General features: G+C 63.3%; 1 protein-coding gene. It reads left to right on the forward strand.

Features of this window, described 5'->3' with window-relative positions:
• Nucleotides 1–546, forward strand: a 546-nt coding sequence (locus DEQ92_RS21360) for an SDR family oxidoreductase (protein ID WP_115821749.1), incomplete at its 5' end; no start/stop codon positions are given.
• Between the last annotated feature and the right edge of the window lie 80 nt (nt 547–626).

Raw genomic sequence — 626 nt, forward strand, 5'->3', positions numbered from 1 at the left:
GACGAGATGGGGAAGATCGACTTCCTCGCGAACAACGCCGGCATCGAGTCGATCGCCGACGGTGTCGAGATGGACGAGATGACGTGGGACGAGATGATCGACACGAATCTCAAGGGCGTGTGGCTCTGCTCGAAGCACGTCGGCCAGCACTTCATCGAGCGCGGCGACGGCGGGAACATCGTCTCGACGTCCTCGACCGCCGGCCAAGTCGGCATTCCGGGCAACGCGCACTACGTGTCGGCCAAGCACGGCGTCGTCGGTCTCACGAAGACGCTGGCGCTCGAACTCGCCGAGTACGACGTCAACGTCAACGCCGTCTGCCCGACCGGCGTGAGCACGCCGATGGTCGACGGCGTGCTGGAAGCCTACGGCGAGGAGGCCCTCGAAGAAGCGACAGAGATGACCGGCCCGTGGAACATCTTCGGCGACGGCGGGATGATCGACGCCGCAGACATCAGCGAGGCGTATATGTGGCTCTCCAGCGACGCCGCACGCTACGTCACGGGGACGGCGCTGGCGGTCGACGCTGGTCTGATGGCAAAGTAACGAGGCCTCTCGCAACGAAGCGGTCTCATCCCCAGCAATTTTTTCCGTGAGAAGCGAGATAGTTCGATGGGATCGACAAT

This window comes from Haloferax sp. Atlit-6N (assembly GCF_003383195.1).
Taxonomy (GTDB): Archaea; Halobacteriota; Halobacteria; order Halobacteriales; family Haloferacaceae; genus Haloferax; species Haloferax gibbonsii.